This is a genomic window from Ureibacillus thermosphaericus, from assembly GCF_002370195.2.
Classification (GTDB): domain Bacteria; phylum Bacillota; class Bacilli; order Bacillales_A; family Planococcaceae; genus Ureibacillus; species Ureibacillus thermosphaericus.
In genome coordinates, this window is sequence record NZ_AP018335.1 from 2,897,238 (window position 1) to 2,923,689 (window position 26,452).

Genomic DNA, 26,452 nt, shown 5'->3' on the forward strand with positions numbered 1-26,452 from the left:
GAGATTTCACAATAGTTTTTTGTGAAAGGATTCACATAAAGTTTATTTCATTGACGAATGTAAAATTTAAGAGTAGGATTTTTTTGAGTGAGGTGAACCTTTGTGAATCCGTTAGTAGAATTTTGTATTTCGAATTTAGCAATGGGCTCTCAAGAAACATATGATGTATTGGAAAATGATCCAAATATAGATGTTCTTGAATACGGTTGTTTAAGTTATTGTACAATGTGTTCAGAGAAGTTATATGCTCTCGTCAATGGAGACATGGTTGAAGCTGATACTCCTGAAGAATTGACGAAAAAGATTTATGAATATATTAAAGACAACCCTCTTTTTTAATCATGTCATCATTTCGTTTAGATACAGATTGAAAAATGGCCTGACCAAAAGTACAAACTTTTTGGTCAGGCTCAAATATTTACTATGAATATTTTTAAGCTGTCTCTACGGTAGTCAGGTGGCCACATCAAATGCCCCCTCTCGTCGCATTTTATATGTGATAAATGCAAGTTATAAAGGAGTACCGCAGAAGACAACTAGCTATAACGTATATCTATCATTTATTATGACAAATTTTTGTTACGCTTATAATTCAAATTCACTTAAATCATTAATGCAGTAAGTTGGTTGTACCCCTTTTTCTTTAACTTTCTCCGTATTCACGACACCCGTATTGACATGAACAGTATCGCAGCCAAAGCGAATACCACATAAAATATCCGTATCGTAATTATCTCCAATCATTAGCATCTCATTTTTGTTATAGCCATATTCTTGCTGTATCATTTCTAGCATAACTGGCGACGGTTTCCCCATAAACATTGGTTCCACATTAGAAACTTGACTAACGAGTTTAACAAAAGAACCGTTCCCTGGATGGAACCCTTTTTCTGTTGGGAATTTAATATCTTCGTTCGTTCCAATTAAGGTTGCTCCATTTTGAACAGCAATACAAGCTTTCGTTAATTTTTCATAATCAATTTTTCGATCAATTCCCATTACAACTACATCAGGATTTTCTTCCACTATGTCAATTCCTTCTTGTTGAAGTGCATAACGGATTCCATCCTGGCCAATAACAAATACTTTAGCTTGTCCAAAATGCTTTTTCACATATTTTGCAGTCACTAATGAACTTGAGTAAATTTGTTTTTCAGAAACGTTCAATCCGAACTGCTGAAGTGTTTGTTTAATTTGGGAAGGAGGTTTCGACGAATTATTTGTTACAAAAAAGTAATCTAACTGTTTATCTTCTAATTGATGGATGAATTGGATGGCAGTAGGAATAACTTCTTTTCCACGATATACTGTGCCATCTAAATCAAAACAGTACGCTCGATAGTGCTTCATCAACGATCCTCCGGTAAAAATGCGGACACTGGTCCTAATTCATTTTCCAAATATTGCGTTACTTCTTTTGAAAATGTTTTTAACGCTGGTAATGTATTTTTTAACACTTCATAAACCTTTTCAATTTCTACTTGTGTAAATTCACGGACGATATTTTTGCGTAAACTGATTAATTCTTTGAATGGCTTTTCTTTTTCACTTGCGATAACTTTTTCATCAATCAAAATGTCAATAATATCGTCATAGCTGCCAGGATCTCTCATAATAAAACCGTCAATCATCAAGTTTCCAACGTCGATGACTGATTCAATTGCATTATGTGTAATGCGTTCCAATGCTAATTTTGTTATATCATCTTTTAACCAATCTTCTTTCTGTTCAAAAATGGCGATGATTTCATCTAAATATGATAAAGTTCTCGTAATTTTATTTCTGTCAACAAAATACATGACAAATGCCTCCAATTCAAAAAGTTGATAGTTTTCCCGCTTCTATAGTAACATATTCTGTAGTATTGGAAGGAGACCAAAACAGCGATGGAACGATTTTTCTTATATGATGATATAGAAGATACAAAGACAAGATTTGTCAGCTTTACTGGAAAAAAACTTCGCTATGATTTAGCGATTATGCAATCGACACGTTTTTATGGAAAAGTTCTTGTTTTAGATATGCAATTTGGCCGATTTGCGATTATCGGACCAGATGATTTAGAAGAACCTGGCTATTTAGAACATGTTTTTAATAAAACAGAAGAAGAGGCTGAAGATTTAAGAGAATATTTAATGGAATTATTGTCATAATCAATAAGCCATCTCCAACAAGGGAGATGGCCTTCATTTTCTTATTTTATTTTGTCGTGAGAATACCCCTGCGGAGCTGATACAAGCTTTTCTTGTGGGACTCGGCCAATTTTTCTTAAAATAAAATATGCACACCCAAAATTACAATACTCAAATAAATAATCTTGAACGGTGCTAATTTTATTATCAAAGGTAGATTTTTGATTACGATCATCAAAAAATCCTTTTAATCTAAGTTGACCATATCCCCAATCTCCGACGATATAATCATACTTCGCTAATACGTCCGTATATCGATTTATAAATGCCTCGTCTTGAAAACCGTCACGATAATTTTCAATTAACTCATAGCCAATTCCTTCGACTACAATCACCCAAACCCCTCCAATTCTACGACTAGATCACTTTTTATTTCATTACATCTCTGCTTGGAGTTGTCTAGTTTTCGTTGCTTCATTCACTTGTTCATCCGCATGATAACTACTACGAACTAAAGGACCTGCTTCACAATGTTTGAAACCTTTTTCCATCGCAATTTTTCGAAGTTTTCCAAATTCTAGAGGTGAATAATACTTTTTAACTGGTAAGTGTTTTTTCGTTGGTTGTAAATATTGTCCGATTGTCATGATATCAACATTGTTAGCAAGGAGATCATCCATTACTTCTAAAATTTCATCCCATGTTTCACCGAGTCCGATCATTAAAGAAGATTTTGTCGGAATATCCGGTTGCATTTCTTTTGCTCGGCGCAAAAACTCTAGTGAACGGTCATACGTTGCTTTAGCACGGACTCTCGGAGTAAGTCTTCGAACAGTTTCGATATTATGATTCAAAATATCTGGTCTTGCATCCATGACAATGCGTAAATTGTCCTCTACCCCGCCTAAATCAGAAGGTAGGACTTCAATAGAAGTTTGCGGTGATTTACGTCGAATGGCGCGAATTGTTTCAGCTAATATGCTTGCTCCGCCATCTTTTAAATCATCACGCGCAACCATTGTGATTACGACATGTTTTAAATTCATAATTTTTACTGAATCAGCAACACGTTCTGGTTCTTGTAAGTCCAGCTCATTTGGAAGTCCCGTTTTAACCGCACAGAATCTGCATGCTCGGGTACAAACAGCCCCCAAAATCATCATCGTTGCCGTTCTCCGCTCTCCCCAACATTCATGAATGTTTGGACAGCGTGCTTCTTCACAAACAGTATGCAAGTTATTTTCTCGCATTAATTTTTTTAAATCTCGATATTCTTCGTTCGTATTTAACTTTATCTTTAACCATTCGGGTTTCCTTAAAATTTCTTTATTGCTCATTTCGTATCAGCCCCTATCAATTAAGAAAAAATAGTATAACCTACTTGTCAATATATCATGTTAATGCTTTTGCAACAACTAACAATATCGATAAAGTTCATTAATATTATTTTCTATTATTATTCATATGGAACAGGGACTTCAATAGAAGGTTGTGCACCATCTCCACCGTTTGTATAAATATTTGGAACTTGGCTTCTAGTTAGTCCAATTGCGACTGGAATCGTTTGTTCTACAGTAGCAGTTTTACTAGCAAATGGCACGATGATTTGGACATTTACTTTTAAGCGAATGTTCACTTCTACAAGTGCATTATTGATTCCAAACTCTGTTATGGTTGTCGCAACATCACTCGAAACATTTCCAATGATGTGAAAACGTATTGGCACTTTAGGTCCTAAGTTACCTAATAGGGGCAGATTTAACGCTTGAGCAAGTGGAACAAAAAAGACAATGCCGTCCCCTCTTTGAATTTCCGAAACATCATATTCTACATTTTCTAATTCAGGAAGCTGGGACAAGTCTCCCCTTTCCGCCATTTCTAGATGTTCTTTTACGAGGGCTGTCGTTTCCGCGCGGACTTGGTTAATAATTTCAGTATTAAATTTCGTTGTCAACATGTAGTCTGATTCCGTAGGCAAGTCCTCAATTATTTCATTCACATCTAGCACGCTTGAAGTTCTTGCATTGATTGCCTTACTTACTACATGCGAGGCGATTTTATATGTTTGTACTTCAGCATAATCTAAATAGGTTGGCATCAATCGAGAGTTTAAAAAATATAAAAATAATATCACAGTGAATACAAAGCTCATAAGAAATAATGCAAAACGATTTGCTCTTTTTTTTCGTCTATTCGGTGACCGAATCATCATTCTACGAGGTTTTCGTGAAAACAAAAAATCTCCTCCTAGCTAATTTTATGAACAGGAGGAGATGACTATTCAAGGCTGTAAATATTCAGTATCTACTCTTAATATCTCAACTTGCGGAAATTCTTCTAAATTTAAAAGATACGTAGACTTTAATAACATACCGTTTTCCTCAAAAATGCGAACATAGGGACGGGAGGATTGTTTAGTATTTTGTTTTGCAACGATTCCCCTTCTTCCATCCGATAAACAAAGAACCGTTCCATTTGGATAGTGTACAACACTTTTAATCAAAGCATCTACCACTCGTTTTTCAAAAAGTGTGCCACTATCAGATTCAATTAGGTCAATTCCTTCCGAAGGCAACATTTTATCGCGATAAACCCGATTAGATGTCACCGCGTCAAAAACATCGGCCACGGCAATAATCTTTGCATATGGATGAATTTCATTGTCTACTAATCCTCTTGGATATCCACTGCCATCCAAACGTTCATGATGTTGCAGGGCACAATGAGCAACTAATAAAGAAACCGTATGTAAATTTCGTAAAATATTGAACCCGTAACGGGTATGTAGTTTCATAATGGCAAATTCTTCATCAGTTAATTGTCCAGGTTTATGTAAAATTTCGAGTGGCAGCACCATTTTACCTACATCGTGTAATAATGCGCCAATTCCAATTGTACGTAAATCTTCATACGGGTATCCGAGTTCTTTCGCTATTGCAAGAGAATAAAGGGTTACATTAAAGGAATGTTGGAACAACGCTTCATCATAAAGATAAGTATCCGTTATTATCGTTAACATTTCATTATTGCTAAATATCGTTTTTAACAAATCATCTACTAAAAAATTCAACTTTTTTGATTGCTTATCTAAAACAAAAGCCGCATCACGACTATTTAATCCTTTCATTTGACGGAAAGAACGCTCAATATTCGATACAGCTTTTGCTCTGAGTTCTAGGGGTACCGTCTCTTCCACTACAATGTCCTTGGAAATTTCATCTTCAATATATATATATTGAATGTTCATTTGCTTTAATCTTCGTATAATGCCCTCGGTCATTTTTACATGTCGCTGCACTAATGGGTGTCCTGATTCGTTAAAAATTGCTCTCCCCATTATCATTCCTGGTTTTGCTGCATTAATAGAAATGAGTCGCATAATAATGTTTACCCCATTCTGCCGATTTCAGTATTCCAAATTATATTATATAGCCAGTAATATCATTTAGGAACATTTTAGTAAAAATTTTCAATTTAAATACCGTTTACAATAATCTATTAAAACGTCCCTCAAAAAATATGGTAAAAAATATTTCTTTTTCGCATATTTAAAATTAGGGAAAAAATATCCAAAAGTAAACATATCAAGCGTCGCTAATTGATATGTTCGATTTAAGTCACTGACTTCTCCTTTTACAATTAATTCCCGATTTTTGTTTACCGAAAAATCATACGTTAATATTTTTCCAAAAATTAATCCTCTAAAACCTAATCCTTTTAACTCAAGTTGTGACCACTCATCATTCTTCGCTTGAAGAAACACTTCCTTCAATTGTCTACCAGTTATTTCTACAACACATAAGTTAATGGGATGGGGTAAAATTCGATGAATATCATATTTACTAATATTACCTTTTTTCAAGCCATCTAAAAATATTCCTGCATTAAACATCGCACAATCGGCACCCGTATGTTCCAATACTGCTTTTGCAAAAAGCCTAGAAATTTGGGAATGATGAAACCATTCTTTATTATAACTTTTCGTTGTTTGGAAAATCGTTTCGCTCATTAACTCCTTGCCAGTGCTCGATAACTGTTCTAGAAACTCCACTTCCCCGTCAATTTCAGGTAACAATGCATTATCAATAATCTTTTCTTCTTTCCGAATAATTTTTCGCTCGCGGTGATCAAATTGAATCGTTAAGTGTCCAGTATATGCCCCGAATTTACCACAACCAGTGAGCAAAACACCATTTACCATTTTACCTGTTTCAAGAAAGTGGTGAGTGTGAGAACCAAAAATTACATCTAAATCTGGACAATCTTGAGCCAATAATTCATCTTCCGTAATTCCTAAATGAGATAAACATAGTAAGATATCGACTTGCTCCCTAAGCTGTTTAACAATAGAAATTATCTTTTTTCTCGGCTCTACAATATCCCATTGAAGTTCTTTATAAAACAATTCATAAAAAGCTGTAGCACCAATTACACCTATTTTTGTTCCGTATTTAGTCTCTAAGATTGTATATGGTTTTAGCCATTTCGGATTTTCTCTATTTGCTGCCTTTAAATTAGCGACAACTACTTCAAAATTTGCTTCATCATACAAATGATAAAGTTCGTCAAAATCTAACGTAATTCCTTCATTATTTCCGATTGTAACGACATCATATTGAGCTTCATTTAATAGTTTGACGTTCCCTAAACCGAGCGTTGCTTCGGTATATATATTCGAACGATCTAAATGGTCGCCAATGTCAAATAAAAAACTAGGTTCTCCACGTTCTGCGTAGGCAAGGCGTTCTTTTCGAATGAAAAATTGAGAACGCAACCAATATTCGAAATGGCTATGTAAATCATTTGTATGATAAAAATGAATCGTTTCTAGCAAACTATTCACCATCTCTCAATATTTAAAATAGCCCCTCTAAAATCGATTGGATACCGATTAATACCATAACGATTTGCAATACAAGAACAACCGTTTTTGATTTCAATCGTTTGTTTAAAGCTGAACCTAATTTCGCACCTACATAAGCCCCAACAATTACGGGAATTGTATAGTGCCAAGGGATATTTCCTAAATATATATGACTCATCGAGTTGACTAATGATGTTAAAAACACCATAAACATCGAAGTAGCAACTGCAACATGTGGTGGAAAACGGAACAATAACACCATTGCAGGAACAAGTAATGAACCTCCACCTATGCCAAATAATCCTGAAATCATGCCGACAAAGAAGGAAAAGAGAACAGCAAACCATATAGGATAGCCATATTCGAAACTTTGGCCTTGGCGATCTGTAAAACTTCTTTTTAATCCGTGATCAATAAACCAGTTAATGGGCTTTAACTTATCTCGTACAAACAATATTGTTGACAAAACGATTAGTAAAAAACCGAAATATAAATTAAATGAATCAATATCCAACCCTTTGTTTAACCAAGCGCCTAATATTGTACCTGGTGCACTACCTATAAAAAAAATTAATCCGCTTATGAAATCCACTTGTTTTGATCTCATATATGAAATCGTTGAAGACAAACCTATGAAAATCATCATGATTACAGATAAACCAACGACTCGCTGCGGAGTAATGTCAGGAAAAAAGCCTAAATTAATACCGAAAAAAAGCGTTGCTGGTATTAAAATAACCCCTCCCCCTAATCCAACTAACGAACCTAATATTCCAGCACAAAGTGCGATGATGGAAAGAAGTAAATATCCCATTAAAATTCCCCTTCAAAAAAATTTAATTGCTTCGGTGCAAGACCTTCAAAATTGATATTTAAAATTTCTTGAAACATTTTTGCGTTACTTGCTGCATGATGCCCTGAATTGTTGTTAAAAAGTACAAAAACTTCTTCCGCATTGGATTCCAAATCTTTTATTTTGTTTGCTAAATCTTCTAGCTCCTCTTTTGTATAGTCGTATAAAAAACGAACCTCTCTCCAATTAGGAGCACCCGAATTACGCCATCCAAAAACATTTCTTCCATGCAAACGGACAAGTACTTTCTTATTTGTTACTTTCGGAACAAAGGGCACTGAACCAATACCGGCTTGTGGTTCATCGCAAACGGTATGAATTAGTCCATTTTCTCTTAAAAATTGAATCGTTGCTTCCTCTCTATCACTTTGAAACCAAGTTTGGTTACGAAATTCAATAGCAATTGGAAACTCTTCTAATTGTTGTTTAACATATACAATATACTTTACATTTTGAGAGGTACAATCAAACCATGGTGGGAATTGGACTAGTACCATAGCTAATTTATTGGACTTGTGAAATGCATTGGCACATTGGCGAAATGCTTCAAACATTTCTTGTCGGTTTTGATACGGAATATTATCTCTACCATGACCGGTCATTCCTTGATATGCCTTCACGATAAATTGGAAATTTTCTGGCGTTTCCTCTATCCACTTTTCAACATTTTTCACTGATGGAATTGCATAAAAGGATGTATCTACTTCCACTATTGGGAAATGACCACTGTAATCAAAAAGCCTATCTCTTTTTGTGGAGTTTTCACGATATATTGTAGGATGGTCACCCCATCCAGTAAGACCAATTTTTATCATTTCTTTCTCTCCATTTTACCTCATTATGTTGTATATAAAAAAGTATAAACGATTATACAAAAAAAGTTCGATTAAGCAATACGCAAATCGAACTCTTTCCAACTTGATTACTTTGGTCATGTCTCAAGAAATTTGGGAACGAATGATTACACTCATTAAATAGGATGATTTAATAAGCGTATTTTTTACTCTTAACTATAATTTAATTTGACGCATTCCAACTAAAGCGTATTTAGCAAAAATAAAAGACCATAAAATAGCAATTGCTACTTAGATGGCCTCTAGTTTTCTCGTCGGATAGAAATTATTAATTGCTCTATAAAAATATAACTATTATATTGAGAAATCTTCCGGTATGAACACTTTTAATTGTTTTGGGCGAACATACACGATATCCCCTTTTTGAATTTCTAGATTTTTATAATGTTCCTTTGTTAATTCAGCCTCTAAAAATTCACCATTATCTTCCCTTTTTAATTCTATTTGTACAGTTGGGCCAACGATATGAATAAACGTGATTTTTGCGGCAACTGTTTCGTTGTCAACTTTTTCTTTTTCAATTTGAATGTCATGAGGACGAACATATCCAACTGCCTCATCATGGGAATCAAGATAATTTGGAGCACTGATTTCAAATTGCCCCTGTCTTAGCTTTCCATTTTGTAAACGTCCACGAAAAATATTTACGTTTCCTAAGAAGTCATAAACAAAAGGACTTTTTGGGTTCTCATATACTTCATCTGGTGTACCAATTTGCTCGATTTTTCCATTATTCATGACAATAATGCGATCCGCCACATCAAGTGCTTCTTCCTGATCATGGGTAACAAAAATGCTTGTCACGTGAAACTCATTATGCAGTTGGCGCAGCCACCTTCGCAACTCTTTTCTCACTTTTGCGTCTAAAGCGCCAAACGGTTCGTCGAGCAATAATACTTTCGGTTCGACTGCAAGTGCTCTCGCTAATGCAACTCGTTGACGCTGACCACCAGAAAGTTGTGAAGGATATCGATCTTGAAAGTTTTGAAGTTTAACAAGCTCCAATAATTCATTAACTTTTTTTGCAATTTCTTGCTTGGAAGGTCTCGTTTTTCTCGGACGCACTTTTAATCCGTATGCAACATTTTCAAACACAGTCATATGACGGAATAACGCATAATGTTGGAAAACAAAACCGACTTTTCTCTCCTTTGGACTTACATTTGTAATATTTTCGCCATCAAAATAGATTGCTCCTTCATCAAGCCCTTCTAACCCTGCAAGAATACGTAATAGCGTGGTTTTCCCAGATCCAGAGGGGCCTAGTAGTGCAATTAATTCACCAGATTCGATATCAACTGAAATATCTTTCAGCGCTTGAAATGAGCCGAAAGATTTTGATACATTTTTTACTTGAATGCTCATAAGCTCTCCCTACCTTACACATCTTTAGCTTTCCATGAAACAATATTTTTAATAATGATTGTAATAATCGCTAACACTGACATGATGGAAGCGACAGCTAAAGCCGCTGTAAATTGATATTCGTTATATAAAATTTCAATATGCAACGGCATTGTATTAGTTAATCCTCGAATATGTCCCGATACAACAGAAACAGCGCCAAACTCACCAATTGCACGGGCATTACATAATATTAAGCCGTACAATAATCCCCATTTAATATTTGGCAACGTGACATAGAGAAAAGTTTTCAACCCGCTTGCTCCCAGCGAAATAGAAGCTTCTTCCTCAGTTACTCCTTGTGTTTGCATTAAAGGAATCAGCTCCCTTGCAATGAAGGGAAATGTCACGAACAATGTAGCAAGGATGATGCCCGGTAATGCAAATACAATTTTTATATCATGTTCAAAGAGCCATTCACCAAACAATCCTTGAGCACCGAAAAGTAAAATAAAAATTAAACCTGCAATTACTGGGGAGACGGCAAATGGCAAGTCAATAAGCGTAATTAATAAATTTTTTCCCTTAAAAGAAAACTTCGTAATCAACCAAGCAGCTGCAATTCCGAAAATCGCATTCAATGGTACGACAATCAGTGCAACGGTAATAGTTAGTTTAATTGCTGCTAGTGCATCTGGATGAACAATCGATGCAACATACGTTTCCCAACCTTTTTCGAAGGCAGTGACAAATATCGAAATCAACGGAAGTATTAAAAATAGGCTAATATAAAGGAATGAAATCGTAATCAATGACCACTTTACAGTTGCTGATTCTTTCAAAAAATAAGAGTTACTGGTTGTTCTTGTAACAACGGGCACTTCTTGTTTTACCTCCAATGGTTTGGTCATTACTTGCCCTCCTCATTAATGATAAAATTTCCTATTCATTCGCCATTGAATGAAATTAATAAATAGCAGGATGATAAACGAACCCGATAACATGACAATTGCGATTGCTGTTGCACCAACATAATCGTATTGTTCAAGCTTCGTCATAATAATAAGCGGAGTAATTTCCGTTTTCATCGGCATATTCCCAGCAATAAATACGACGGATCCGTATTCACCAAGAGCTCGAGAAAATGCTAACGAAAAACCTGTAATCATTGCTGGATATAGTTCAGGTAAAATTATTTTCACAAATGTTTGGAATCTAGTTGCCCCTAAACTGGCTGAAGCTTCTTCTACTTCTTTACTTAAATTTTGCAAGACTGGCTGCACCGTTCGAACGACAAATGGCAACCCAATAAATGTGAGGGCAATAATAATCCCAAGCGGCGTATAAGAAATTTTAAAATCAAAAAATTGCCCAATCCAACCATTCGGTGCATACAGTGTTGTAAGCGCAATCCCTGCAACCGCCGTTGGTAATGCAAAAGGCAAATCAACAAGACCGTCAATGATTTTCCTTCCTGGAAACTCATATCGAATAAGCACCCATGCAATCATCGTTCCAAAGAAAACATTGATTAATCCAGCAACGAAAGCCGTTCCAAAACTTAATTTATAAGAGGCTACTGCCCGAGGATGGGTAATCGTTTCGTAAAATTCACTCCAACTCATTGATAGCGTATTTACAATAATCATCGATAAAGGCAATAGGACAATCATGCTTAAATAAAGCATCGTATATCCAAAGGTCAAAGAAAAACCAGGAATAATAGTAGTTTTTTTCCTTCTTTTTAATGATAATTCCACTCTCACCATCTCCATAATGAAGATTCAGCATAAAGGAGGAGTCATACTTCTCCTTTATGCTTTTATTTCGAAAAATTCAGTTTTCTCAAATGATGCTTCCCGTTCAGATGTTGATGGTGGTTTATTCAAAGTTAATTTATTTCATTCCATCCCAAAATTAACACTTTACGTAGAAGCATATATTTTGTATTATTGATAAATTTCATCAAATGTTCCGCCATCTGCGAAATGGGTTTTCTGGGCTTCTTGCCACCCGCCAAATTCATCAATATTAATTAACTCTAAAGTTTGGAATTGATTTTTAAATTTTTCCAACACTTTTTCATCACGAGGGCGATAGAAGTTTTTCGCTGCAATTTCTTGCCCTTTTTCGCTGTATAAATAGTTCAAGTAAGCTTCTGCTACTTCGCGAGTTCCTTTTTTATCAACGATTTTGTCGACAATTGCCACTGGTGGTTCAGCTAAAATACTTAAAGAAGGTGTCACAATTTCAAATTCATCTTCCCCGAATTCTGCAAGAGAAAGATATGCTTCATTTTCCCATGCGATTAACACATCACCAATACCACGTTCTACGAAAGTCGTTGTAGATCCACGTGCACCCGAGTCTAATACTTCAACATTGCTATATAAATCTTTCATGAATTGTTTTATTTTTGTTTCGTCACCATTAAACTTTTTATTTGCAAACGCCCATGCTGCTAAGTAGTTCCATCGTGCACCACCGCTTGTTTTTGGATTAGGTGTAATGACCGAAATGCCTTCTTTCGTTAAGTCATCCCAATCTTGAATGTTTTTCGGATTTCCTTTTCTAACTAAAAAAACGATTGTTGATGTATATGGTGAAGAATTGTTTTCAAATTCTGTTTGCCAATCTTCATTTAATAATTGTCGAGTTTGTGCTATTTCATCAATATCATAAGCTAATGCAAGCGTCACAACATCCGCTTCAATTCCATCAATTACTGATCTTGCTTGTTTTCCTGAACCTCCATGAGATTGCTGAATTGTTACTTCCTGACCTGTTTGTTCTTTCCAATAAGCCGCAAATTCTTTATTAAATTCTTCATATAATTCACGTGTTGGGTCATAAGAAACATTTAGCAACTCAACTGGTTTAGAAGTATTGTTTTCGCTCGCATTGTTGTTTGTAGATGCATTATCATTTGACTGTTCTTGTTTACCGCATGCTGCTAACAATAAAATAAGTAAGGCAATTCCTAATAAAAGTTTTTTTCTCATCTCATTCTCCCCTTTTCTTTTCATAAAATAATAGAAGGTTGCTTACATTCCCCTTTTAATCCAAGGAATAAATAAGCAACCTTCAGTTTGTCTGATCGGTTTTCGAATGAAACCATTATTCTTTTTCTTTGAAACATACAATAATCCAATTTTTCCGATTAGTCAACATGGTTTTATAAAATTTTAAAAAATCATTTTTAATATTGATAAATTCAATAAAAATAGTATACTTTAAATAAAATTACATTTCTAAAATTTTTTATAACTTGATACGCTGACTAGAACACTAGAGGCGTTTTAATGTAAATTCTCTTTTTTGTTTACATTAAAACGCCTCTTTTTTATTGAAAGGAGGAATCGCATGCTAACGTATCACACATGGCAAGATTCATTGATAGATTTTGAAGTGGATGAAACTTATAAAGGGGCATTGAATGTTTTACATTGGACCTATGACCATTACGGAGATGATGTGATTTATGCATGTAGCTTTGGCATCGAAGGCATTGTGTTAATTGATCTAATCTCAAAAGTAAAGCCTGATGCGAACATTGTGTTTTTAGACACGGATGTTCATTTTAAAGAAACATATGAAACAATTGAAAAAGTTAAAGAAAAATATCCCCAATTAAATATTGAGTTAAAGAGGCCTTCTATTTCCTTAGAAGAACAAGCGAAATTATATGGGGATGAACTTTGGAAAACTAACCCGAATAAATGTTGTGAAATACGAAAAATAATCCCTCTCCATGAAACGTTAACAGGAGCAAAAGCATGGATATCTGGTTTACGCCGTGAACAATCTGAAACGAGAAGACATGTGGAGTTTATTAACAAAGATAATAAATTTCAATCGATAAAAATATGCCCACTCATTCATTGGACATGGAAAGATGTATGGCGTTACGTAAGCAAACATCAACTAACATACAACCCTCTTCACGACCAGGGGTATCCGAGTATTGGTTGCGCTCATTGCACAAAACCAGCTTATACAATGGATGACTTGCGTTCAGGAAGATGGGCAGGTCTCAATAAAACAGAATGCGGATTACATGTTGATTAGGAGGATGGAACAATGACAATTCAACCCCACGGTGGAGAATTAATTAATCGATTTAACCCAAATGAAAAATACGAGCATCTGCAATTAGAAATTCCTCTAGATGGAATTGCATTAAGTGATTTGGAGTTAATCGGAGTAGGCGCTTACAGTCCATTAGATGGATTTTTATCACAAGAAGATTATAAAAGTGTTGTCGAAAACATGCGATTGGCTAGCGGCATTGTTTGGAGCATTCCGATCACATTACCTGTCACAGAAGAAGTTGCTGCTACATTAAAAGTTGGTGAAAAAGCGAAATTAGTATTTAATGGAGAAGTATACGGTACGATTGAAGTTCATGAAATTTACACACCCGATAAATCAATTGAAGCAAAAAATGTATATGGAACAGATGATTTAAACCACCCTGGCGTGAAAAAACTATTTGAACGTCCAAATGTATATGTTGGCGGAAAAGTAACGCTTGTGAAGAAAACAAAAAAATTATTCCCTGACTACACGTTCGACCCGAAAGAAACACGCGCTTTATTTGAAGAAAAAGGATGGAAATCGGTTGTTGGCTTCCAAACAAGAAATCCAGTGCATCGCGCGCATGAGTATATTCAAAAAGTAGCTCTTGAAATCGTGGATGGCCTTTTCTTAAATCCTTTAGTAGGAGAAACAAAGTCAGACGATATTCCAGCAAAAATTCGTATGGAAAGTTATGAAGTATTGCTCGATAAATATTATCCAAAAGACCGTGTGCAGTTAGGCGTATTCCTTGCAGCAATGCGCTATGCAGGACCAAGAGAAGCCATTTTCCATGCGCTTGTTCGAAAAAATTATGGCTGCACTCACTTTATTGTTGGTCGAGATCATGCAGGTGTCGGAAATTATTACGGAACATATGACGCACAAAAAATGTTTGACAACTTCACTCCAGAAGAAATCGGCATCACACCATTAAAATTTGAACATAGTTTCTATTGTACAGAATGCGACGGCATGGCAACAACTAAAACATGTCCACATGATGCTTCTTCTCGTATCATTTTATCCGGAACTAAAGTACGAGAAATGTTGCGTAATGGAGAGATCCCTCCAAGCACATTCAGCCGCAAAGAAGTAGTAGAAGTATTAATTCGCGGGCTTCGTGAAGAAGTTCATTCATAAGGAGTTGTTACAATGAGTTCAAACATCGTATGGCATAATACATCGATTACGAAAGCTGATTACCGAAAGAAAAATGGCCACCACAGCTTCATTCTTTGGTTTACCGGTTTATCTGCATCCGGAAAATCTTCCATTGCCAACGCATTGGCAAAAGAATTGTTTGACCGTGGAAATCAAGCCTTTGTACTGGATGGCGATAATATTCGCCACGGTTTAAATAAGGATTTAGGATTCGATGAACAATCAAGAAAAGAAAACATCCGTCGAATCGGTGAAGTTTCAAAACTATTTGTGGAAAGCGGACAAATCGTGTTGACGGCTTTTATTTCACCATATAAAGAAGACCGTGCTTTAGTGAGATCCCTTGTTGATGAGGGTGAATTCATCGAAGTATATGTGAAATGTTCTATTGAAGAATGTGAACGAAGAGATCCAAAAGGGTTGTATAAAAAAGCGCGAAATCATGAAATTCCGAACTTTACGGGCATTTCTGCTCCTTATGAAGCACCAGATCATCCTGAAATTGTTGTAGATAGCGAAAAATATTCTATTGAGGAATGCACAGCTCAATTGATTGATTTTTTAATTGAAAAAGGATATATCAAATAATAAAAATTGTATAGAAAACTCCCCCTCAATATAGAGTAAAGAAGCAGGGCTTATTTTCCCCTGCTTCTTTTTATGTTAAATTTTCTTAAAATATAAATTTTGAGATTCCAGCCTGCGGATATTAGTCATTCTCGGAAACTTATTAGCCATTCGAAGCAGGATATTAGTCAACTTCTTCCATATATTAGTCAACGAGAAAATTTTGTGCTTCCAGGCTGCAGATATTAGTCATTCTCAGGAACTTATTAGCCATTCGTAATACGATATTAGTCAACTTCTTCCCTTTATTTGCCAATGGAAAAAATTTGAGCTTTCAGTCTGCAGATATTAGTCATTCTCGGAAACTTATTAGCCATTCGTAATACGATATTAGTCAACTTCTTCCCTTTATTTGCCAATGGAAAAAATTTGAGCTTTCAGGCTGCAGATATTAGTCATTCTCGGGAACTTATTAGCCATTCGTAGCACGATATTAGTCAACTTCTTCCTAATATTAGCCAATGAAATAAATTTGAGCTTTCAGTCTGCGGATATTAGTCATTCTCGGGAACTTATTAGTCAATCGGAGCACGATATTAGTCAACTTCTTCCTAATATTAGCCAACGAAAAATTTTAACTCTACGGAGCGTTTGTTGATACTAAACATATAACCCCCTAAGATGGAAATAGGTCAGGAGGAGAAAAGATGGATAATCGTAAAGTTGGAGAATTAATTTATAACTTGCGGAAAGAAAAAGGGTTGACGCAGAAACAATTAGCTGAACAAATGAACATTTCCGATCGAACAGTTTCAAAATGGGAACGTGGACATGGTTGTCCAGATATCTCACTATTACCAAGTTTATCTACCTTATTGGGAGTCAATATAGAAAATATCTTAGAAGGTGAATTAACTTCTAATCAATTTGTAGGAGGAAATATGAAAAATTCGAATTTTTTTGTCTGTCCAACATGCAATAATATTGTATTAGCAACTGGAGATATAACCCTGTCTTGCTGTGGGAGAAAATTAGAACAATTAGTAGCAAAGGAAGCAACAGACGAAGAAAAGCTATCAATTACAGAAATTGAAAATGAATGGTTTATTTCAAGCAATCATTCTATGAAAAAAGATCATTATATATCCTTTATTGCTATTGCTACTGATGATCAAATTCAAATTATTAAACAGTACCCTGAATGGGGTATACAAATACGTATCCCGAAACATAAACATAGCAAACTATTATGGTATGATACTCAATTTGGTTTATATTACCAAATTTTATAATTACTTGCTAAACTTCATACTGGTTATTTTTCTCCCTCACTTTGTTCATATATTTCAAAAGTGAGGTCTTCTTTTGAATGAAACCTAATAGGAGTTGCATGAATTGAATGAACCTTTAAATAAATCGATTGACTTAGCAAAACCAATGATTTCCTTCCTCATACCTGTCATTTTTGCAAGTGCTTTTCAATCATTAGGTCAAGTATTTGGAATGATGTTCATTGGGCAAAAACTTGGAGTAAATTCTTTGGCAGCTTTTTCTGCATTCTTCCCTCTATTCTTTTTTTTAATGTCCTTTGCAATAGGAATTGGATCTGGTAGTTCCATTCTAATTGGGCAAACGTACGGTGGAGGAAATATCTTAAAAATGAAGGAAGTTGTTGGAGTCACTTTGGCATTTACGATGATTATATCCTTTGCAGTCGCCGTAATCGGAGGGCTCTTTACAGAAGAAATTTTAAAATGGATGGGAACACCTGCGAATATTTTGATTGCAAGTGCAGAATATGCACGTATTTTATTTGTAACATTACCTATTACTTTCTTATATATGTGCTATACAACTTTTATGAGAGGTGTTGGCGATTCAAAAACACCTTTTTATTTCTTATTAATTAGTATCTTTTTAAATATGGCCTTGATTCCAACTCTTGTTCTAGGGTGGTTAAGTTTACCGGAATTCGGATTAAACGGTGCTGCTTATGCTTCTGTATTATCCAATTTCATTACATTCGTGATTCTATTAGTGTATTTACACAAAAAAAATCATGTACTCAAATTAGATTCTTATACTTTGAAACATCTTCACTTGAAAGGCCCGATATTGAAAACTTTACTGAAATTAGCCATTCCTACAAGCATAAGTATGGTTACAATCGCATTGTCAGAAATTGCAGTCATCACTTTTGTCAATGATTATGGATCCAATGCAACGGCTGCATATGGAATCGTGAATCAAATTGCAAGTTACGTTCAAATACCAGCAATGAGTATATACATTGCCATTTCAGTATTTGTTGCACAAGCCTTAGGTTCAGGTAACATTTCAAATATAAAACACATTACAAAAATATCAATAACTCTTAATTATGTTCTTGGCAGTATTCCAATTATTATTCTTTACCTGTTACCAATACCTATTTTAAGAATCTTTGTAGACAATTCTGATACGATTAATATAGCAAAAGGTCTGATTATCATCTCATTTTGGAGTTATTTAATTTTGGGTCACACACAGGCAATCTCAGCAACAATGAGGGCAACAGGTACTGTTCTTTGGCCAACAATTTTTACGATTACAAGTATTTTATTGATTGGAGTCCCAGTAGCATACTCCCTATCACATTTTACAGGACTTGGGATAGCAGGAATATGGCTCGCATATCCTGTTGCGTTCATATTCAATTTCTTGGCGCAATCTATTTACTACAAAGTTTATTGGAAAAAGAAATCTCTTAATGTATTAATTAATTAAAACCTACTATAAAAGAAGCTATTTTACAATTTTATGATACAATAAAATTGACTTTAAAAAAGGATTGATTCTTATGAAGAAAGCAGACAAGTCAGCCTCCTAAATTTACTTTATATTAAAAATTTAGGAGGCATAGCAAATGAACTTTCATAAAATTGATTTAGACAATTGGAAAAGAAAAGAGATATTTAATCATTTTTTGAACCAACAAACAACTTTTAGTATAACAACAGAAATTGAGATTACTGAGTTATACCGAAACATAAAAGAGAAAAAATATAAATTCTATCCTGCATTTATTTTCTTAGTGACAAAGGTGATAAACTCAAATGTAGCTTTTCGAACTGGTTATAATAGCAATGGAGAGTTAGGTTATTGGGATAGATTAGACCCAATTTATACAATTTTTGATAATGATTCTAAAACATTCTCAGGTATATGGACTCCTGTAAAAGATGACTTTAAAGAGTTTTACAATCTATACCTTTCTGATTTAGATCAATATAATGGTACAGGGAAATTGTTTCCCAAAACTCCTATACCCGAAAACACTTTTTCTATTTCCATTATTCCGTGGACTTCATTCACTGGGTTTAACTTAAATATCAATAATAATAGCAATTACCTTCTCCCCATTATTACAGCAGGAAAATTCATTCATAAAGGTAATTCCATCTATTTACCACTATCTTTACAAGTACATCATTCTGTTTGTGATGGCTATCATGCAGGATTGTTTATGAATACTATTCAGGAATTAGCAGATACACCTAATGACTGGCTTTTATAATTTGAGAAAAAACCGACTGTACTTTTACAGTCGGTTTTCTAATGCCACTAACCTTATTTTTTTCGTTCGAATATTTCCTGAAAAACGGTTCCAGTCTAGTTTAATTTGAACGAGCGAAAAATTGCTACGTCATAATATTACCGAAAAAGAAGAAGACGAACTTATAAAGTTCGCCTCCTACAGTAAACGATAATTCTAATCGGCAAAATAACTATTTATTAAATACCTTCCTCATAGCCCCTTGACATACAAAGGTTTTCCTCACATTAACCGATTGAACCTTCCATTTCAAACTTGATCAAGCGGTTCATTTCTACCGCATATTCCATTGGAAGTTCGCGAGTGAATGGTTCAATGAATCCCATAACGATCATTTCTGTAGCTTCTTGCTCAGAAATACCGCGGCTCATGAGATAGAATAATTGTTCTTCTGATACTTTAGAAACTTTCGCTTCATGCTCAAGGGATACATTGTCATTAAATATTTCGTTATATGGAATTGTATCTGAAGCAGATTGATTGTCTAAAATTAATGTGTCACATTCAATATTTGCACGAGCACCGCTTGCTTTTGGACCGAAGCGGACAATACCACGATAAGTTACTTTACCGCCTTGTTTTGAAATGGATTTTGACACGATTGTAGATGAAGTATTTGGTGCTAAGTGAATCATTTTTGCACCTGCATCTTGGTGTTGACCTTTACCCGCTAATGCGATGGATAACGTCATACCACGAGCACCTTCACCTTTTAAGATACAAGCAGGGTATTTCATTGTTAATTTTGAACCGATATTACCGTCAATCCATTCCATCGTACCATTTTCTTCAACGATTGTACGTTTTGTTACTAAGTTATATACGTTGTTAGACCAGTTTTGGATTGTTGTATAACGACAATAAGCATTTTTCTTTACGATGATTTCAACAACCGCTGAGTGAAGTGAGCTTGTTGAATAAACTGGTGCTGTACAACCTTCAACATAATGCACATGGGCACCTTCATCAACGATAATTAATGTACGTTCGAATTGACCCATATTTTCAGAGTTAATTCGGAAGTATGCTTGAAGCGGTGTCTCCACTTTCACACCAGGTGGAACGTAAATGAATGAACCACCTGACCAAACTGCTGTATTTAGAGCAGCAAACTTGTTATCAGATGCTGGTACGACTGTTCCCCAATATTTTTTGAACAGTTCTTCGTTTTCTTGAAGAGCAGAATCTGTATCTTTAAAGATGATTCCCATTTCTTCAAGATCTTTTTTCATATTGTGGTAAACCACTTCTGATTCGTATTGTGCTGAAACTCCGGCTAAATATTTTTGTTCAGCTTCCGGAATACCTAATCGGTCGAAAGTTCGCTTAATTTCCTCAGGCACTTCATCCCAAGAGCGTTGTGTTGCTTCAGTTGGTTTTACATAGTAAGTAATTTCATCGAAGTCTAAAGCTGATAGGTCGCCACCCCATTGTGGCATTGGTTTTGAATAGAATATTTCAAGAGCCTTTAAGCGAGACTCGAGCATCCATTCTGGTTCATTTTTCATTTTTGAAATTTCACGGACGATTTCTTCGGTTAATCCACGTTTTGAACGGAATACAGAAACGTCCTTATCACGGAAACCGTATTTGTAATCGCCAATATCCGGCATTTGTTTTGCCATGTTCTCTCCTCCGTTCAAAGTTATTCTATCTCTTTGCTTACACCTTTTTCCATCGCTTTCCAAGCAAGAGTTGCACATTTTATGCGAGCTGGAAATTTTGATACGCCTTGTAGTGCAGCAATATCTCCTAATTCATCTAAAATTTCTTCATCAATTTCTTCTCCAAGCATCATTTTTGAGAAGATATCAGCTAATTTTAATGCCTCTTCCACTTTTTTCCCTTTAATTATTTCTGTCATCATAGAGGCAGATGACATGGAAATCGAACAGCCTTCACCATCAAATTTGGCATCTTCCACGATTCCATCATTGATTTTTAACGTAAGATGTATGCGGTCTCCACAAGTTGGGTTATTCATATCCACTGTTACATTATTTTCATCTAAGTACCCTTTATTGCGAGGTTTTTTGTAGTGCTCCATAATTACAGCACGATAAAGTTGATCTAAATTATTCAAAGACATTGTTAAAATACTCCTTCGCTGCGCGCAATCCTTCAACGAGAGCGTCGACATCTTCCTTATTGTTATAAATATAGAAGCTCGCTCTTGCAGTTGCAGAAACTTTCAACCATTTCATTAACGGTTGAGCACAATGATGTCCTGCACGAATTGCAATTCCTCTCATATCAAGTACAGTGGCAAGGTCATGAGGATGCACGCCATCTAAATTGAAAGTAATAAGACCGCAACGTTTTTTTGGATCTCTTGGACCGTAAATATGAAGGCCTTCAATTTTATCCATTTCAGATAAAGCATACTCGATTAATTCATGTTCATGATTAGCAATTTTATCTAATCCAATATTCGTTAAATAATCAATTGCAGCTCCCAATCCAATCGCCCCAGCGATATTTGGTGTACCGCCTTCAAACTTCCAAGGAAGCTCTTTCCAAGTAGAATCATATAAATCAACGAAGTCAATCATTTCACCGCCAAATTCAATTGGCTCTATATTTTCTAAAAGTTCCTGCTTACCGTATAGTACTCCGATACCTGTTGGCCCACACATTTTATGGCCAGAAAATGCTAAAAAGTCGCAATCTAAATCTTGAACATCAATTGGCATATGAGGTGCTGCCTGGGCTCCGTCAACCACCATTACCGCACCATTTTCATGCGCAATTTTAGCAACTTCTTTAATCGGGTTAATGGTGCCTAACACATTAGAAGCCATCGTCATTGCAACAATCTTTGTTTTTGGAGTAATCGTTTCTTTCACAGTATCTAAAGAGATTGTCCCGTCTTCTTCTAAATCAATGTACTTTAATACTGCATTTTTTTCCTTCGCTAGTTGTTGCCATGGAATTAGATTGGAATGATGTTCCATATATGTGATGACAATCTCGTCACCTTCTTGAACATTTTGTCTTCCATAAGCACTAGCAACCGTGTTTAAAGATGTTGTTGTTCCTCGAGTATAAATGATTTCTTTTGTTGATTTAGCATTAATAAATTTGCGGATTTTCTCGCGCGCCCCTTCATAAGAATCCGTTGCACGGTTTCCTAGCGTATGAACACCACGATGCACATTGGAATTATCAAAATCGTAATATTTACGAACAACTTCCAACACTTGAACAGGTTTTTGTGATGTTGCAGCGCTGTCAAGGTAAACGAGCGGATGACCGTTTACTTCTTGATTTAAGATAGGAAAATCTTTTCGAAATTCATTCATTAGCGAACTTTCCCTTCAATAACCTTCGTTAATTGATTCTTAACTCCTTCAATTGGCAATGAGCTTACAACCGGTGCAAGGAATCCATGGATGATTAAACGCTCTGCTTCTTCTTTTGAAATACCACGGCTCATCATATAGTACAGTTGAGTTGGATCAACTCGTCCAACAGATGCCGCGTGTCCTGCCATTACATCATCTTCATCGATTAATAAAATTGGGTTTGCATCACCGCGAGCTTTACTTGAAAGCATGAGTACACGGGATTCTTGTTGAGCATTTGATTTGGAAGCACCATGCTCGATTTTACCAATTCCGTTAAAGACAGATTGAGCAGCATCTTTCATTACTCCGTGAGTTAAAATGAAGCCTTCAGAGTTTTTACCCCAGTGACGAACTTCTGTTGTAAAGTTTTGCTTTTGACTTCCAGTACCAACAACAACTGTTTTTGTATCAGCACTTGAACCATCACCAACAAGATGAGTGATATTTTCAGAAATAGTATCTGAGTTGTTCATTAATCCTAATGCCCAGTTGATTTTTGCATCACGATACAAATGTCCACGGCGATTTACATATGTTGTATAGCCTTTTGCTAACACATCAACTGCACCGAAAGAAACTTGTGCATTGTCTAATGCAATAACTTCTTCAATTAAGTTCGCTTGTCCTTTTGCACTGTCAACTGTTGATAAGTAGTTTTCTACATAAGTGACAGAAGAATTTTTATCTGCAACCACTAATACATGATTAAATAATGAAGCTTCTTCATCATCATTTAGGAACACAACTTGAATCGGCTTTTCAATTACAACATTTTGCGGAACATATAAGAATACGCCGCCGTTTACTAATGCTGCATGGTAAGCAGTTAATTTATGTTCATCTAATTTAACAGCTGTTGTCATAAAATATTTTTGTACTAAATCACCATGTTCACGAACTGCTGTTAAGAAGTCTGTGAAAATCACACCTTGTGCTTTTAATTCTTCTGAAAGCTTTATAACTACCGGTGTGTTGTTTCTTTGAATATAAAGATTTTCTTGTTGTTCAATGTCAATTAAATCTTTTACTGCTTCAGGCAATTGCTCAATCGTGAAAGATTCACTTTTCACCGTATGTTTAGGGAAATTGATAAAATCCCACTTTTCAATATTTGTTTTATCTGGTTTAGGCATTGGTAAATCAGTAGCTTTTTCAATCGCAGCCGCACGTAAATCAGTAAACCATTTCGGTTCATTATTTAACTCAGAGAACGAGCGGACTTCACTAGCTGATAACGCCAATTTTGTTTCAACCGTCATCGATAATCGTCCTCCTAAATTAAGCTTCTTTTTCCGTTACTGCATCTGTGTCTTCGATACCTAATTCTTGTTTAATCCATTCATAACCTTCAGCTTCTAATTTCTTAGCTAGCTCAGGTCCGCCAGATTTCACCACTTTACCTTGCATCATTACGTGTACGTAATCTGGAGTGATATAGTTAAGCAAGCGTTGATAGTGAGTAATCACTAAGCAACCGAAGTTTTCACCGCGCATTTCATTAACGCCTTTAGATACAACTTTCAATGCGTCGATATCAAGACCTGAGTCAATTTCGTCTAAAATAGCAAATGTAGGTTTAATCATCATCATTTGAAGAATTTCATTGCGTTTCTTTTCCCCACCGGAGAAACCTTCATTTAAGTAACGTTGAGCCATTTCTGGATCCATTTCTAAGAATTCCATCGTTTTATCTAGCTCACGGATAAATTTCATAATGGAAATTTCATTACCTTCACCACGGCGTGCGTTGATTGCTGAACGGATGAAGTCAGCGTTTGTTACTCCGGAGATTTCTGATGGATATTGCATTGCTAAGAATAAACCTGCTTTAGCACGCTCGTCTACTTCCATTTCTAATACGTTTTGTCCATCTATTTCAATTGTTCCTTGAGTAACCTCGTATTTTGGGTGACCCATAATAGCAGATGCTAAAGTAGATTTACCTGTACCGTTAGGACCCATGATTGCGTGTACTTCATTTGTGTTAATTGTTAAGTTTACACCTTTTAAAATCTCTTTACCTTCAATTGAAACGTGAAGATCCTTAATAACTAATGTTGACATCTATATACCTCCATTTTTGCTATAAATGGTAATACCATTTCTAATTTATTATCATTCTAATCTTAACCGAAAACAAGTGAGCATGCAAAACATTTAATCATTTATTCCCATCATTGAGTAAAATCCTCATCAATATTAGAATTTCCGAACATTAAATTCTTAACAACAAATCAAGACAATGTAAAAAGAAGGAATGTTTATTTTCAATAAATAAATCGTAATTGAGAACAGTTATTAATGAAAGAATTTTTTGAATAGAAAGCTATTATCAACCAACATCTTTCGATATATTTTTTTAATTGCATTCAGTCTATGCTTCTTTTCAGAGTTCTTAAATTCATCCTTTGAAATAATTGTTATTTAAGAAATTTCTAAAGTAGTAGTAAATCAAATTTCTGCCCTTTCATGCCCCTTGACTTTGACTGATATATACAATCTATGCAACAATGTTCCTTTTCCTAAACGTTTACATTATTGGCATTTTCCATTAATATAAATTGTATATATTTTTTTATCAACCCATCTATTTTTTAGATGATTAGGAGGGAGAACACTGGAATTACGTCAATTACGATATTTTGTTGAAGTTGCAGAACGGGAACATATCTCCGAGGCAGCTGAACACCTTCATGTTGCCCAATCAGCTGTAAGCAGACAAATTGCCAATCTAGAAGAAGAGCTTGGCACAGCACTTTTTGAACGTGTAGGGAGAAACGTGAAACTAACACCGATTGGTAAAATTTTTTTAGAGCATGCAATTACCGCTCTGAATGCTATTGATTATGCTGTTAAGCAAGTGGAAGAATATTTAGATCCTGAAAAGGGGTCCATTAAAATTGGCTTCCCTACTAGTTTAGCAAGTTACGTCCTCCCAACAGTTATTTCTGCCTTTAAAAAAGAATATCCTGACGTTTCTTTCCATCTACGCCAAGGATCCTATCGCTATTTAATTGAGGCAGTCAAAAACCGTGAATTAAACCTTGCATTTTTAGGACCGGTACCAAAGAAAGATGAAACAATCGATTCAATGATTTTATTCAATGAAAACATTTGTGCATTGCTTCCTGCCAATCACCGGCTGGCGAAGCGGGATAAAATTCATTTAGATGAACTACGTCATGATCACTTTGTCCTTTTCCCTGAAGGATATATTTTACATAAAGTCGTAGTCGATGCTTGCAAATCAGCAGGCTTTTCTCCTATAGCCACTTCGGTGGGAGAAGATATGGATGCTTTAAAGGGGCTTGTAGCAGCAGGAATTGGCGTAACATTATTGCCAGAAAGTTCTTTCTACGATTCTACACCACGGTTAACTATCAAAATGAAAATCGATAATCCAAATATCACCCGCAATGTAGGAATTATTTATCCAACAAACAGAGAATTAGCTCCTTCAGAACAAGTATTTATCAAATTTGTTCAAACATTCTTCTCCAGATTAAATCAATTTCAATAGAGGATATAACATAATTTCATTGTTAAAGAACTGTTTCGTAATGGCCAACATACTCAAAATCAAGAAGGCAAAGGTCACCTTATTTAATTCTCTTAAACATGCAAAACCTCCCAATCGTTTTCGATTAGGAGGTTA

Annotated in this window: 26 protein-coding genes and 1 pseudogene; 9 read left to right on the forward strand and 18 right to left on the reverse strand. The window is 35.3% G+C overall.

Annotated features, from left to right (window positions below):
* Positions 1-102: 102 nt before the first annotated feature.
* On the forward strand, positions 103-339 hold the full coding sequence (locus UtA1_RS14055) for a YuzB family protein (protein ID WP_016839292.1): 237 nt from the start codon (positions 103-105) through the stop codon (positions 337-339).
* Positions 340-585: 246 nt separating this feature from the next.
* On the opposite strand, the gene UtA1_RS14060 is transcribed toward UtA1_RS14055, so the two are convergent.
* Positions 586-1,350: a TIGR01457 family HAD-type hydrolase gene (locus UtA1_RS14060; protein ID WP_096551680.1), complete on the reverse strand. Its 765-nt coding sequence runs from the start codon at positions 1,348-1,350 to the stop codon at positions 586-588.
* Positions 1,350-1,799, reverse strand: coding sequence for a DUF86 domain-containing protein (locus UtA1_RS14065; RefSeq protein WP_016839290.1), 450 nt, complete (start codon positions 1,797-1,799; stop codon positions 1,350-1,352). The genes UtA1_RS14060 and UtA1_RS14065 overlap by 1 nt, the downstream gene beginning before the upstream one ends.
* A gap of 87 nt (positions 1,800-1,886) precedes the next feature.
* Here UtA1_RS14065 and UtA1_RS14070 point away from each other — a divergent pair, with 87 nt between their 5' ends.
* A complete protein-coding gene (locus UtA1_RS14070) occupies positions 1,887-2,153 on the forward strand; it encodes a DUF3055 domain-containing protein (protein ID WP_016839289.1) in 267 nt (88 codons plus the stop codon).
* Positions 2,154-2,194: 41 nt separating this feature from the next.
* On the opposite strand, the gene UtA1_RS14075 is transcribed toward UtA1_RS14070, so the two are convergent.
* From UtA1_RS14075 to UtA1_RS14125, 11 genes are all read right to left on the reverse strand, one after another.
* The gene (locus UtA1_RS14075) at positions 2,195-2,527 is read right to left on the reverse strand and encodes a YutD family protein (protein ID WP_016839288.1); all 333 of its coding nucleotides are present in this window, start codon (positions 2,525-2,527) and stop codon (positions 2,195-2,197) included.
* A gap of 42 nt (positions 2,528-2,569) precedes the next feature.
* Complete coding sequence (lipA, locus tag UtA1_RS14080) at positions 2,570-3,469, reverse strand: lipoyl synthase (protein ID WP_016839287.1); 900 nt, start codon at positions 3,467-3,469, stop codon at positions 2,570-2,572.
* Positions 3,470-3,588: 119 nt separating this feature from the next.
* Positions 3,589-4,344, reverse strand: a complete 756-nt coding sequence (yunB, locus tag UtA1_RS14085) for a sporulation protein YunB (RefSeq protein WP_026019140.1) — start codon at positions 4,342-4,344, stop codon at positions 3,589-3,591.
* Between the two features lie 69 nt (positions 4,345-4,413).
* The gene (locus tag UtA1_RS14090; protein WP_016839285.1) at positions 4,414-5,511 is read right to left on the reverse strand and encodes an HD-GYP domain-containing protein; all 1,098 of its coding nucleotides are present in this window, start codon (positions 5,509-5,511) and stop codon (positions 4,414-4,416) included.
* A 90-nt stretch (positions 5,512-5,601) separates the two neighbouring features.
* Positions 5,602-6,966, reverse strand: coding sequence for a bifunctional metallophosphatase/5'-nucleotidase (locus UtA1_RS14095; RefSeq protein ID WP_016839284.1), 1,365 nt, complete (start codon positions 6,964-6,966; stop codon positions 5,602-5,604).
* Between the two features lie 22 nt (positions 6,967-6,988).
* Positions 6,989-7,810 carry a sulfite exporter TauE/SafE family protein gene (locus UtA1_RS14100; protein ID WP_016839283.1) on the reverse strand — a complete coding sequence of 274 codons (822 nt, stop codon included), beginning with the start codon at positions 7,808-7,810 and terminating at the stop codon, positions 6,989-6,991.
* Positions 7,810-8,664 carry a DUF72 domain-containing protein gene (locus UtA1_RS14105; RefSeq protein WP_096551682.1) on the reverse strand — a complete coding sequence of 285 codons (855 nt, stop codon included), beginning with the start codon at positions 8,662-8,664 and terminating at the stop codon, positions 7,810-7,812. The genes UtA1_RS14100 and UtA1_RS14105 overlap by 1 nt, the downstream gene beginning before the upstream one ends.
* A 333-nt stretch (positions 8,665-8,997) precedes the next feature.
* Positions 8,998-10,068 (reverse strand): sulfate/molybdate ABC transporter ATP-binding protein, encoded by a 1,071-nt coding sequence (locus tag UtA1_RS14110; RefSeq protein WP_016839281.1) that lies wholly within the window; start codon positions 10,066-10,068, stop codon positions 8,998-9,000.
* A 14-nt stretch (positions 10,069-10,082) separates the two neighbouring features.
* Complete coding sequence (gene cysW, locus UtA1_RS14115) at positions 10,083-10,958, reverse strand: sulfate ABC transporter permease subunit CysW (RefSeq protein WP_232019854.1); 876 nt, start codon at positions 10,956-10,958, stop codon at positions 10,083-10,085.
* A 15-nt stretch (positions 10,959-10,973) separates the two neighbouring features.
* The gene (cysT, locus tag UtA1_RS14120) at positions 10,974-11,807 is read right to left on the reverse strand and encodes a sulfate ABC transporter permease subunit CysT (protein ID WP_016839279.1); all 834 of its coding nucleotides are present in this window, start codon (positions 11,805-11,807) and stop codon (positions 10,974-10,976) included.
* A 189-nt stretch (positions 11,808-11,996) separates the two neighbouring features.
* Positions 11,997-13,073, reverse strand: a complete 1,077-nt coding sequence (locus UtA1_RS14125; protein WP_408647296.1) for a sulfate ABC transporter substrate-binding protein — start codon at positions 13,071-13,073, stop codon at positions 11,997-11,999.
* Between the two features lie 337 nt (positions 13,074-13,410).
* Here UtA1_RS14125 and UtA1_RS14130 point away from each other — a divergent pair, with 337 nt between their 5' ends.
* From UtA1_RS14130 to catA, 6 genes and pseudogenes are all read left to right on the forward strand, one after another.
* Complete coding sequence (locus tag UtA1_RS14130) at positions 13,411-14,115, forward strand: phosphoadenylyl-sulfate reductase (protein WP_016839276.1); 705 nt, start codon at positions 13,411-13,413, stop codon at positions 14,113-14,115.
* A gap of 12 nt (positions 14,116-14,127) precedes the next feature.
* On the forward strand, positions 14,128-15,267 hold the full coding sequence (gene sat / locus UtA1_RS14135) for a sulfate adenylyltransferase (RefSeq protein ID WP_096551686.1): 1,140 nt from the start codon (positions 14,128-14,130) through the stop codon (positions 15,265-15,267).
* Positions 15,268-15,279: 12 nt separating this feature from the next.
* The gene (gene cysC, locus UtA1_RS14140; protein ID WP_096551688.1) at positions 15,280-15,876 is read left to right on the forward strand and encodes an adenylyl-sulfate kinase; all 597 of its coding nucleotides are present in this window, start codon (positions 15,280-15,282) and stop codon (positions 15,874-15,876) included.
* Positions 15,877-16,562: 686 nt separating this feature from the next.
* Positions 16,563-17,147 (forward strand): helix-turn-helix domain-containing protein, encoded by a 585-nt coding sequence (locus tag UtA1_RS14145; RefSeq protein WP_096551690.1) that lies wholly within the window; start codon positions 16,563-16,565, stop codon positions 17,145-17,147.
* A gap of 145 nt (positions 17,148-17,292) precedes the next feature.
* Positions 17,293-18,621, forward strand: a complete 1,329-nt coding sequence (locus UtA1_RS14150; RefSeq protein WP_096552554.1) for an MATE family efflux transporter — start codon at positions 17,293-17,295, stop codon at positions 18,619-18,621.
* Between the two features lie 139 nt (positions 18,622-18,760).
* Positions 18,761-19,515: pseudogene (gene catA / locus UtA1_RS14155) on the forward strand (type A chloramphenicol O-acetyltransferase).
* 162 nt (positions 19,516-19,677) lie between these two features.
* On the opposite strand, the gene sufB reads toward catA, so the two are convergent.
* From sufB to sufC, 5 genes are read right to left on the reverse strand one after another with little or no spacing between them, the layout of a single operon-like run.
* Positions 19,678-21,075 carry a Fe-S cluster assembly protein SufB gene (gene sufB / locus UtA1_RS14160; protein ID WP_096551692.1) on the reverse strand — a complete coding sequence of 466 codons (1,398 nt, stop codon included), beginning with the start codon at positions 21,073-21,075 and terminating at the stop codon, positions 19,678-19,680.
* A 20-nt stretch (positions 21,076-21,095) separates the two neighbouring features.
* Positions 21,096-21,539, reverse strand: a complete 444-nt coding sequence (sufU, locus tag UtA1_RS14165; protein WP_016838670.1) for a Fe-S cluster assembly sulfur transfer protein SufU — start codon at positions 21,537-21,539, stop codon at positions 21,096-21,098.
* Entirely contained in the window at positions 21,526-22,752 is a 1,227-nt protein-coding gene (locus UtA1_RS14170) for a cysteine desulfurase (protein WP_016838669.1), read from the reverse strand. The genes sufU and UtA1_RS14170 overlap by 14 nt, the downstream gene beginning before the upstream one ends.
* Positions 22,752-24,056 (reverse strand): Fe-S cluster assembly protein SufD, encoded by a 1,305-nt coding sequence (sufD, locus tag UtA1_RS14175; RefSeq protein WP_016838668.1) that lies wholly within the window; start codon positions 24,054-24,056, stop codon positions 22,752-22,754. Before sufD ends, UtA1_RS14170 begins: the two co-directional genes overlap by 1 nt.
* Before the next feature lie 19 nt (positions 24,057-24,075).
* A complete protein-coding gene (sufC, locus tag UtA1_RS14180; protein WP_016838667.1) occupies positions 24,076-24,861 on the reverse strand; it encodes a Fe-S cluster assembly ATPase SufC in 786 nt (261 codons plus the stop codon).
* A gap of 553 nt (positions 24,862-25,414) precedes the next feature.
* On the opposite strand from sufC, the gene UtA1_RS14185 reads away from it, so the two are divergent.
* Positions 25,415-26,317: a LysR family transcriptional regulator gene (locus tag UtA1_RS14185; RefSeq protein WP_026019096.1), complete on the forward strand. Its 903-nt coding sequence runs from the start codon at positions 25,415-25,417 to the stop codon at positions 26,315-26,317.
* Positions 26,318-26,452 lie beyond the last annotated feature (135 nt).

What these genes read in the sequence shown, in the direction of transcription:
- UtA1_RS14060 (WP_096551680.1), bottom strand. Translation starts at nt 1,350, where the DNA reads ATGAAGCACTATCGAGCGTACTGTTTTGATTTAGATGGCACAGTATAT.
- UtA1_RS14065 (WP_016839290.1), bottom strand. Translation starts at nt 1,799, where the DNA reads ATGTATTTTGTTGACAGAAATAAAATTACGAGAACTTTATCATATTTA.
- UtA1_RS14070 (WP_016839289.1), top strand. Translation starts at nt 1,887, where the DNA reads ATGGAACGATTTTTCTTATATGATGATATAGAAGATACAAAGACAAGA.
- lipA (WP_016839287.1), bottom strand. Translation starts at nt 3,469, where the DNA reads ATGAGCAATAAAGAAATTTTAAGGAAACCCGAATGGTTAAAGATAAAG.
- yunB (WP_026019140.1), bottom strand. Translation starts at nt 4,344, where the DNA reads ATGATGATTCGGTCACCGAATAGACGAAAAAAAAGAGCAAATCGTTTT.
- UtA1_RS14090 (WP_016839285.1), bottom strand. Translation starts at nt 5,511, where the DNA reads ATGCGACTCATTTCTATTAATGCAGCAAAACCAGGAATGATAATGGGG.
- UtA1_RS14100 (WP_016839283.1), bottom strand. Translation starts at nt 7,810, where the DNA reads ATGGGATATTTACTTCTTTCCATCATCGCACTTTGTGCTGGAATATTA.
- UtA1_RS14105 (WP_096551682.1), bottom strand. Translation starts at nt 8,664, where the DNA reads ATGATAAAAATTGGTCTTACTGGATGGGGTGACCATCCTACAATATAT.
- UtA1_RS14110 (WP_016839281.1), bottom strand. Translation starts at nt 10,068, where the DNA reads ATGAGCATTCAAGTAAAAAATGTATCAAAATCTTTCGGCTCATTTCAA.
- cysW (WP_232019854.1), bottom strand. Translation starts at nt 10,958, where the DNA reads ATGACCAAACCATTGGAGGTAAAACAAGAAGTGCCCGTTGTTACAAGA.
- UtA1_RS14125 (WP_408647296.1), bottom strand. Translation starts at nt 13,073, where the DNA reads ATGAAAAGAAAAGGGGAGAATGAGATGAGAAAAAAACTTTTATTAGGA.
- UtA1_RS14130 (WP_016839276.1), top strand. Translation starts at nt 13,411, where the DNA reads ATGCTAACGTATCACACATGGCAAGATTCATTGATAGATTTTGAAGTG.
- sat (WP_096551686.1), top strand. Translation starts at nt 14,128, where the DNA reads ATGACAATTCAACCCCACGGTGGAGAATTAATTAATCGATTTAACCCA.
- cysC (WP_096551688.1), top strand. Translation starts at nt 15,280, where the DNA reads ATGAGTTCAAACATCGTATGGCATAATACATCGATTACGAAAGCTGAT.
- UtA1_RS14145 (WP_096551690.1), top strand. Translation starts at nt 16,563, where the DNA reads ATGGATAATCGTAAAGTTGGAGAATTAATTTATAACTTGCGGAAAGAA.
- UtA1_RS14150 (WP_096552554.1), top strand. Translation starts at nt 17,293, where the DNA reads ATGATTTCCTTCCTCATACCTGTCATTTTTGCAAGTGCTTTTCAATCA.
- sufB (WP_096551692.1), bottom strand. Translation starts at nt 21,075, where the DNA reads ATGGCAAAACAAATGCCGGATATTGGCGATTACAAATACGGTTTCCGT.
- sufU (WP_016838670.1), bottom strand. Translation starts at nt 21,539, where the DNA reads ATGTCTTTGAATAATTTAGATCAACTTTATCGTGCTGTAATTATGGAG.
- UtA1_RS14170 (WP_016838669.1), bottom strand. Translation starts at nt 22,752, where the DNA reads ATGAATGAATTTCGAAAAGATTTTCCTATCTTAAATCAAGAAGTAAAC.
- sufD (WP_016838668.1), bottom strand. Translation starts at nt 24,056, where the DNA reads ATGACGGTTGAAACAAAATTGGCGTTATCAGCTAGTGAAGTCCGCTCG.
- sufC (WP_016838667.1), bottom strand. Translation starts at nt 24,861, where the DNA reads ATGTCAACATTAGTTATTAAGGATCTTCACGTTTCAATTGAAGGTAAA.